The 8,657-nt window shown below is 33.3% G+C and carries 6 protein-coding genes, 4 tRNA genes and 1 pseudogene; 3 read left to right on the plus strand and 8 right to left on the minus strand.

The annotated features are described in order from the left end of the window. Window positions 1-79, plus strand: a pseudogene (locus GOQ24_RS16905) (transposase); the annotation flags it as partial. A gap of 100 nt (window positions 80-179) precedes the next feature. Here the strand turns inward: GOQ24_RS16905 and GOQ24_RS16230 are convergent. Then, window positions 180-265: transfer RNA gene (locus tag GOQ24_RS16230), tRNA-Leu, on the minus strand. Between the two features lie 606 nt (window positions 266-871). Between GOQ24_RS16230 and GOQ24_RS16235 the strand changes: the two genes are divergently transcribed. After that, entirely contained in the window at window positions 872-1,987 is a 1,116-nt protein-coding gene (locus tag GOQ24_RS16235; protein ID WP_160340166.1) for a DUF2931 family protein, read from the plus strand. Further along, window positions 1,987-2,235, plus strand: a complete 249-nt coding sequence (locus GOQ24_RS16240) for a hypothetical protein (RefSeq protein WP_160340167.1) — start codon at window positions 1,987-1,989, stop codon at window positions 2,233-2,235. The genes GOQ24_RS16235 and GOQ24_RS16240 overlap by 1 nt, the downstream gene beginning before the upstream one ends. 260 nt (window positions 2,236-2,495) lie before the next feature. Here the strand turns inward: GOQ24_RS16240 and GOQ24_RS16245 are convergent, their stop codons facing one another. The 7 genes from GOQ24_RS16245 to GOQ24_RS16275 all read right to left on the minus strand — a co-directional run bounded on the left by GOQ24_RS16245 (window position 2,496) and on the right by GOQ24_RS16275 (window position 8,323). Continuing rightward, window positions 2,496-3,851, minus strand: a complete 1,356-nt coding sequence (locus GOQ24_RS16245) for a DUF6138 family protein (RefSeq protein ID WP_160340168.1) — start codon at window positions 3,849-3,851, stop codon at window positions 2,496-2,498. Between the two features lie 136 nt (window positions 3,852-3,987). Then, window positions 3,988-4,073 (minus strand) — tRNA-Leu (locus GOQ24_RS16250). Between the two features lie 147 nt (window positions 4,074-4,220). Then, on the minus strand, window positions 4,221-4,592 hold the full coding sequence (locus GOQ24_RS16255) for a hypothetical protein (RefSeq protein WP_155093505.1): 372 nt from the start codon (window positions 4,590-4,592) through the stop codon (window positions 4,221-4,223). Between the two features lie 107 nt (window positions 4,593-4,699). Continuing rightward, window positions 4,700-4,785 (minus strand) — tRNA-Leu (locus GOQ24_RS16260). Window positions 4,786-4,795: 10 nt separating this feature from the next. Further along, a tRNA-Gly gene (locus GOQ24_RS16265) sits at window positions 4,796-4,868 on the minus strand. Between the two features lie 190 nt (window positions 4,869-5,058). After that, entirely contained in the window at window positions 5,059-7,659 is a 2,601-nt protein-coding gene (gene mutS, locus GOQ24_RS16270; protein ID WP_155091170.1) for a DNA mismatch repair protein MutS, read from the minus strand. Window positions 7,660-7,801: 142 nt separating this feature from the next. Further along, window positions 7,802-8,323, minus strand: a complete 522-nt coding sequence (locus GOQ24_RS16275) for an FUSC family protein (RefSeq protein WP_155091169.1) — start codon at window positions 8,321-8,323, stop codon at window positions 7,802-7,804. Window positions 8,324-8,657 lie beyond the last annotated feature (334 nt).

Raw genomic sequence — 8,657 nt, forward strand, 5'->3', positions numbered from 1 at the left:
TAAAGCATTCAGAGCTCAGTTTAGAGGTGTAAGAGATATTGATTTCTTTTTATACAGATTGACTAAGCTTTATGCCTAAACACAACTTTTGAGATTGATCCGGAATAAGGATTAACTTTAGTAGATAGCTAAAAATAAAAACGGGAGAATTGAATTTTTTGTTCAATTCTCCCGTTTAGTACTCGGAGCGGGACTTGAACCCGCACGGGCATTACTACCCACTGGATTTTAAGTCCAGCGTGTCTACCACTTCCACCACCCGAGCGTCTTGATGTAGACTACAATACTTGTTCTGTATTGCGAGTGCAAATATAGAATGTAATATTTTAGCACACAACTTTTAAATGATGTTTTTTTGATGAAAAAACACATTATTTCTTTAGGTGTTGATTAATAGTTAGTTATTGAGTGTTTTTTGTGTGTATTATTAGTGTAATAAGTAGATACGGTTAATAAAAGTGAAGAATATGATAGCAGAAAGATTGACTTTACTCTTTTGTTATACTATCAAATAGTGGACTTGCTAACTTAGTTGAAGTTACTATTAGCAAAGAGCATAGGGATAGTGAGATTAATCTATTTGAATGCTCTGCAAAGTATTCTGACAGTATTATTCTTTAAAACTTATTGTAATCCTTCATAGAACAAAGATGTTAATCTGAACTTCCTTTCTAAGTTTTTTAATATTTGTTATTTAAGTGTATTTTTTATGTATTAATATATTTATTTAAGTTAATTTTATAATACTTTATGTGTTTTTAATTAAAAATTATTTGTTAATGTGAAATTGAATGATCAATTACCTGATTTGATGATGGAAGCTTAAATTGGTAAGTAGATTAATGACAAGAGAAAGAAAGGAACTGAGAACATGAAAAAGTGGAGTATATTTTTAGTATTATCTGTTTTAATGGTTGGCTGTATAAAAACCACAAAAAACAGTAATAAGAAAGAGGTGAAGTATTTAGAGAAATATGAATGGTATGCAAGGGAGAGTTGGGATGGTAGATTTCCGATGTATTTACATGAGGGATATTACACTTTAGAAGGTGGTGGTACTAAATATATCCCTAATGGATTTAGTGCAGGAGATTGGGGACAGGGTATGTCTATTCATTCCGGCAGTAATGATGTATCTGCATTACCGATTAGATTATCTGTTAAATATATCTCCTTTGCTGAAAAGAAATGTTATGCTGGTGATTTTGAATTACCAACAGATACAATAAAAAAGTATTTTAGTATAGGTGGAATAGATGAAAGTAATGGTGAGTATTTTGGATATGAAAACATAATTACTGGAATAACACCAGGAGGAACAGTAGTAGTTTGGGTAAAAGCGTTATTTGAACAAATCGAGATTGTGCGTTTTCAGGCAGAAGAGATTGATTTGATAAATGTGAGAGACGTATGGCCTAGTTCTGTAGTTAGTCAAGAGGACTTTTATAATTTAGAAAAAGAGTTTCCAGAACAATTTCCTTATATAAAAGAGCATGGTGTACCATTTGGAATTTGGGATAAATACCGTACACGTTTTAATTGGGAGCTAAAATGGGATTTGCCTAAAGAATATGAAGTGTATCAGTATAAGATTTCAATGTTTAATAAGGAAAATTGTTATCCAATCTTATTTTTTAAGGAATATCCTAGGAACCAATTGAAAAACAAAGATAAAGCCATTCCTTTATTTATTGTATTAATGATTAGTAAGAAGGGGACAAAGCAAATCGACTATATAGCAATGCATTACGATTTTGAAGAGATGTATAAGATAATGAGTACCACATCTAATCCTAACACGTTAATAATGATAAAGTTTAAGCTTAATGAAGATTTTTCTACAGAGTGGTATGTAGAAATGGAAGGGAAAAAATATCCGATAAAAGGAATTAAGCCAATTAAAATTATTTACGGAGAGAATTCTGAAAAAGATAGTGAGTGGGAGAGATACCAAGAGTATCTAAAGAATCCAAACAAAGCGATATAATGAGTAGGTTTTTTTCAAGTAAAAAGGAAGCGTATTCCATTTTCGGGTGTCATAATTCATTAGAGTTTAGACAAGGGAAGAATCATGTTTTTCTATATGGAATTATGATTGATTATAAAGGGAGTATAAGTGATCATTGGATACATTTCTTATGTGAGGTAAATTATCTGAATGATTGTGTTGTTCAGATAAATCAAAACCAAGTGTATCTTAATGATCAATTACCTGATTTGATGATGGAAGCTTAAATTGGTAAGTAGAGAAAGTAGATTAATGACAAGAGAAAGAAAGGAACTGAGAACATGAAAAAGTGGAGTATATTTTTAGTATTATCTATATTTATTGTGCATTCTTTTTGTAAAAAAACATAAAAGTTGCTTTTGCTTAATTACTTTTAAAGGTTGTCATGAGTGTGAATTTAGCTTGTAAAAAGTATGTTGTTCCATGTAACTAAAATTGAATGAGCCTTATAATTCTAAAATGGATAAAGAATTATAAGGCTTGTTTTTTATTCAGTTGTTTCTGTTAGTTGTTTAAACAGTGTTATTGCTTCAGTACTCCAATCTTGTGTAAGTGCAGGATAATTATCAGCCAAACCAAAGGTTGTATACATCACATTTTCCCAGCAGTACTCAGCCATTTCTTCCACTTCATTTCCACTGTCTTCAAAATCCTCAAGATCTTCGGCAGAGAAATAATAAGTAGCAAAGTGTTCTTTGCTATCTAAAAGTAATTTTAGTACCTCAGTTGAGGCAAAGTATGCTGTATAAGCTCCTTCATGTGGTTGTTCTTGCATAGACAGAACCCCTTGTATATATACTTTAATACTTTCTGCGTCTATTCCGTATTTTTGTAGAAAAGGCAACGTGTAATTTTGATGTACATATTGATGATCTCCGTCTACAATGTGGTAGTAGTTAATTAGAAGATTAAAATAACGTCTATCCCATAGTCCTAAAGCCATGACAGCAAAGGTTGAAGGCATCGTACATACCTCTTCATCTACATTAGTGTACCATTCCCATTTTCTCATTACTGTGTTGATATACTCGATCATCAACGGGTGTAGTGCTTCATATTGTACAGCAGTAGCAAATAAATATCTTTGACCACACTCCGGTAGGTTGTCTACCTTCAAATCTTTTAAATTTGGTCCTTCAAATTCAATAGCATAACTCTTAGGAAAGTCATCTTTTAGTAATTTGTTTATATAAGTCAGTACTTTTCGATACGTTTGTTCTGTATCGTCTTGTACTTTTATTCTAATGGTTGCAGTTACATCGTTTGCAATGCAATCTACCTGCTTGTCTTGAAACACAAGAATATCATTTGCAATAGTACCAGCTCCATATTGGTAGAGTTCATCTACTCTTTTGGATCCAAGGCGTTTCGCTAAGTTAAAGTATTTGTTAGCAGTTATAGTGGCATAACTGGCGTCGTATTTTATATGTCCAATAGCCAAATAACACAAGAAACGAAGTATTTCGTCTTGTTCTTGCGTTAAGGGTAGAGGTTCTTGCTTAGTGTCTACTTTGAGCGAACTATCCTTATAACTTACTTGTGGAAATACTGTAGAAATTAGTTTTTTTAATTTCTCACCTAAAGTATAATAATAACTATTGAATCCACTTAAAGCTCTTAGTTTTTCAAAAAAAGCGGTGTATCTTTCTTCAGAAAAAGGAGTTGTTTGAAAGAAATAGTCAATTACAGTACCATTGTAAAATCGCTCACCTGATTCTAATACATAAGGTGATGGATAATCGTCTGCAATCAAACAAGTATTATTGAATATAGCTTCTATAAAGCGATCTAAGAGTGCTTCATTTCCCTCTATTTTTACCAAGTAGTCTAATTCTCTTTTCATTTGTGTAATAAGTACAGATAATGTTTAGTTTGTTTTACGGGACTAAAGGTATAGTTATTTTAAAGAAATCAATCGAATATAGATAGGAGATGAGTTATAAACAAAAAAATCCTAAGCGTAAACTTAGGATTTTTAGTACTCGGAGCGGGACTTGAACCCGCACGGGCATTACTACCCACTGGATTTTAAGTCCAGCGTGTCTACCACTTCCACCACCCGAGCGTCTTAGTGTAGACTACAATACTTGTTCCGTATTGCGAGTGCAAATATAGAATCTTTTTTTATGAAATAAAAAGTCTTTTTTTACTTTTTTTAGATAAAAATACTTACCTATTGGCTATCAGTTTTTTATAGTATTGATTCAAGAAATTATTCTGTTCCAAAGATGTCATCAGCTGATAGATTGCCAAAAATATCAAAGGATAAGTCCAATATCTCAGCGTTGTTGAAGTTTAGTTTTATCTCCTCCATAGCTTTTTCAAATCTCAATTCTGTATTGAATCTCCTACTGTTCGCATATATCTTTTTCTCTATAGCTAAACGGAAGAAGTGTTTGCCTCCTGGAGTTTTGAACTTGATAAAGTTGAGAGAACTAAAGTTTGATCTAAGAAACTCAATATTTGCTTGTACAGCTTCAATGGTCGGATACTCCACACTAGTCATAAGGGTTTTCCCTCTTCTATGTTCAAAAGTGTATTTATATTTTCCGTTCTCTTTAATACTAATAACGAATGCACTCATATCATTTAAGAAACAAAATTAAGAAATCTTCTTTCCTAGAGATACCCTTAAGGATAACTTCTATAGGGACAAAAAAAAATCCTAAGCGTTAACTTAGGATTTTTAAGTACTCGGAGCGGGACTTGAACCCGCACGGGCATTACTACCCACTGGATTTTAAGTCCAGCGTGTCTACCACTTCCACCACCCGAGCAAAAAGTTTGAGCGAAAAACGGGGTTCGAACCCGCGACCTCAACCTTGGCAAGGTTGCGCTCTACCAACTGAGCTATTTTCGCATATTGTTTTTATGAACGTTGCTTTACTTCTGTATTGCGAGTGCAAATATAGAACGAATTTCCGTATCTCCAAACATTCAGATCGAAAAAAAATGAAATATTTTACAAGTTGTTGATTATCAAAAATAAAAAAATGAAAGTTTTTTTATACAAAAGCAGTAGTCCTTCAAAAAGACTACTGCTTATCGTATTATTTGGTAACTAATTTCTTCAATTCATTTAGTTTCATCATGGCTTCAATAGGGGTAAGCGCATTGATATCTGTATTGAGTATCTCCTGTTTAATTTCCTCGAGTAAAGGGTCATCCAGATTAAAGAAACTCAACTGTAAATCTTGTTCAGCAGGTTTTAGAGCTTGTTCTTCTTTTTTGTGTCCTTTTTCGAGCTGTTTTAGCATCTTTTCGGCGCGATTAATTACTGTTTTTGGCATACCAGCCATTTTTGCTACGTGAATACCAAAACTATGTGCGCTACCTCCTGGTACTAATTTTCTAATAAAAAGCACGTTATCTTTAAGCTCTTTTACTGATACATTAAAGTTTTTAACGCCATCAAAATATTCTTGCATATCATTTAATTCGTGATAATGAGTTGCAAAAAGTGTCTTGGGTTTTGTTGGATGTTCATGCAGGTATTCTGCAATCGCCCAAGCAATGGATATACCGTCATAGGTACTTGTTCCACGGCCTATCTCATCTAACAATACTAAACTTCTATCGGATATATTATTTAGAATGGATGCTGTTTCATTCATTTCAACCATGAAAGTAGATTCTCCCATTGAAATATTATCTGAAGCTCCAACACGGGTGAATATTTTATCTACAACGCCCATTCTAACTGCCGTAGCAGGGACAAAACTCCCCATTTGTGCCAATAATACAATCAAGGCAGTTTGCCTTAAAATAGCTGATTTACCTGACATATTAGGTCCCGTGATCATGATGATTTGCTGGGTATTGTTGTTTAAATATACATCATTAGATATATAAGGTACATCATGTGGTAACTGTTTCTCAATGACAGGGTGCCTACCTTCAGTGATTTCTAAATCATAGCTGTCGTCAATTGTAGGTCTAACATAATTGTTGTCAATAGCCAATTGTGCAAAGGACGCTAAACAGTCAATTTGAGCTATTAGATTAGCATTTAATTGTACGGGTTTTATATATTGCGCACACCAATTGACAAATTCGTCGTATAACTCTGTTTCAAGTTTATATATTTTCTCCTCTGCTCCTAAGATTTTGCTTTCATACTCTTTTAATTCTTCGGTAATGTATCGTTCTGCATTAACCAAGGTCTGCTTTCTAATCCAGTTTGAAGGAACTTTATCTTTATGAGTATTGCGCACTTCTATGTAATAACCAAAAACATTATTAAAGGCTACTTTTAGTGAAGGGATACCTGTATTTTGGCTTTCTCTTAATTCTATGGCTTCTAAGAAGGTCTTTCCTGAGTGGGATATACTTCTTAATTCATCTAACTCTTTATTTATTCCTTGCGCGATGGCATTTCCCTTAGTGATTGATACAGGAGCCTCTGGGTGAATTGTTTTTTCAATTCTTTCGCGCAGAAGTCCACAATCATGTAAAGCGTCTCCAATGCCTTTTAAGGCAATATTCTTACTTTTTAATGCATGTTCTTTGATGGGAATAATAGCATCAAGTGACTCTCTAAGATAGGTTAACTCCCTTGGTGAAACTTTACCTGTGGCTATTTTAGAAGTTAGTCGTTCTAAATCAGATATCTGTTTAATCTGTTTTTGAAATACAGTCAATAAGGCAGTCTCTCTTTTTAATTCTTCTACTACCTCATGTCGTTCTACTATTCGCTTATTGTTCTTTAAAGGTAATGCTAACCAGCGTTTTAGTAAGCGTCCTCCCATAGGAGAAATCGTTTTATCTATGACACTAAGCAAGGTAATAGCATTTGGATTTGTGCTATTGTAAAGCTCTAAATTGCGTATAGTAAATCGATCCATCCACACATAAGCATCTTCTGCTATGCGTTGGATATTACTGATATGCTGTATCTTGGTGTGTTGTGTTTCAGATAGATAGTATAAGATAGCACCTGAAGAAATAATACCTTCTTCCAGATCTTCAATCCCATATCCCTTTAATGAGTTTGTATTAAAGTGCTTAGTAAGGGAATCAAAGGCAAAATCTTCTTTGAATACCCAATCGTCTAAAAAGAAAAGGTTGTAATTGTTGCCAAAGTATTCTTGAAACTTTAGTTTATTGTTTTTTTGTACCAGTACTTCACTTGGGTGAAAATTCTGTAATAGTTTATCTATATATTCACTATCGCCTTCAGAAGTTAAAAATTCTCCTGTGGATACATCTAAAAATGAAATACCAATATTCTTTTTTGCAAAGTGAATTGCACATAAGAAGTTGTTTGTTTTTGATTGTAGTACTTCATCATTAAGTGCTACACCAGGAGTTACAAGTTCTGTGACACCTCTTTTTACAATTGTCTTTGTTGTTTTAGGATCTTCTAATTGATCACAGATTGCCACTCGTAAACCAGCTTTTACTAATTTTGGTAAGTAGACGTTGACTGAGTGATGTGGAAAGCCTGCAAGTTCAATTTCACTTGCAGTACCTGGAGATCGTTTGGTAAGTGTAATGCCTAAAATATTTGCAGTTCGAATAGCATCTTCTCCAAATGTTTCATAGAAATCACCAACTCTAAATAACAAACAAGCATCAGGATACTTAGACTTGATGTCATTGTATTGTTTCATTAGAGGAGTTTCTTTTGGAGCTTTAGCCTTTGCAGCCATATTGTGTACTTTTTGTGATTTGTACAAATATAAGACAGAAAATGAAATGAGGGATTTCATTCCACCAATTAATGAAACTCGAATGCCGAGAATGAATCAATTAGTAGATTTCATTAATGTTGTGATTCACCTTGAGCAAAGTTTATTTTAAAGGAATGCCATAATGACGTTTTAGACTGCGAATAATTATTGAGGTGAAAACCGTAATCAATAAGCCAATAAGACAGCCAATAGTCACTGATAAAGTTCGAATTACAGGAGTTATTTCTACTCCCATTTCTGTTGTATGAGGTTGTATGAGAATGATTAGAAGAGCAACTAAAGCAACTCTTGCCATATTTAGAATATTGAAAAAGTAGCAGGTCAAGATGGTGATGAAAACTCCGAGTAAACACACATAGAAGTTTACGTTGGGCTGTATTTCTAAACAGATAAGTCCTGCAATAGAACCGACTAAATTGGATTTGAATCGCTCGACAGATAATTTCTTTGAGTTTTTACCCTCAGGAGAAATGACAAGCATAATTGAAATAATCGTCCATATTAATTGATAGTCCGGGAATTGCAATAACAAAGCGTAGCCAATAGCAAGACCTATTGTACAACGTATGGTGTAAATTGTTACAGGTGAAGTTATTATCCGGGTTATTAAATTCGCAAACATAAAAATTAAATTAAGCTTGCAAAAGTACTTATGTTATCTTAGAGAATCAATGAAATATGTCCTTTTCTGTCAAAAATCAATTAGTCAATTGTAGTAAAACTAAAAATACAAACGGTTAGCAGTGAAATTAAAATCGAAAAGTAGTACAAGAAGCGTGGGTTGTTTTTTTCTGCTGTTAAATTGAATAAGATGATGCTTGGTAGGATTATTAATGCTGTGATACATGGTAACCAAGCAATATTGAAAAGTGTCGAAAAGTATTCATTCAGATACAAAGAAGTATGTATACTACTATACAGTAATACGCAAAAGAAAATGTTGTTTACTATATTGA

It is taken from the genome of Myroides sp. LoEW2-1, from assembly GCF_009767705.1.
Classification (GTDB): Bacteria; Bacteroidota; Bacteroidia; order Flavobacteriales; family Flavobacteriaceae; genus Flavobacterium; species Flavobacterium album_A.

Coding starts and splice junctions, on each gene's coding strand:
- GOQ24_RS16235 (WP_160340166.1), top strand. CDS start 872: ATGAAAAAGTGGAGTATATTTTTAGTATTATCTGTTTTAATGGTTGGC.
- GOQ24_RS16240 (WP_160340167.1), top strand. CDS start 1,987: ATGAGTAGGTTTTTTTCAAGTAAAAAGGAAGCGTATTCCATTTTCGGG.
- GOQ24_RS16245 (WP_160340168.1), bottom strand. CDS start 3,851: ATGAAAAGAGAATTAGACTACTTGGTAAAAATAGAGGGAAATGAAGCA.
- GOQ24_RS16255 (WP_155093505.1), bottom strand. CDS start 4,592: ATGAGTGCATTCGTTATTAGTATTAAAGAGAACGGAAAATATAAATAC.
- mutS (WP_155091170.1), bottom strand. CDS start 7,659: ATGGCTGCAAAGGCTAAAGCTCCAAAAGAAACTCCTCTAATGAAACAA.
- GOQ24_RS16275 (WP_155091169.1), bottom strand. CDS start 8,323: ATGTTTGCGAATTTAATAACCCGGATAATAACTTCACCTGTAACAATT.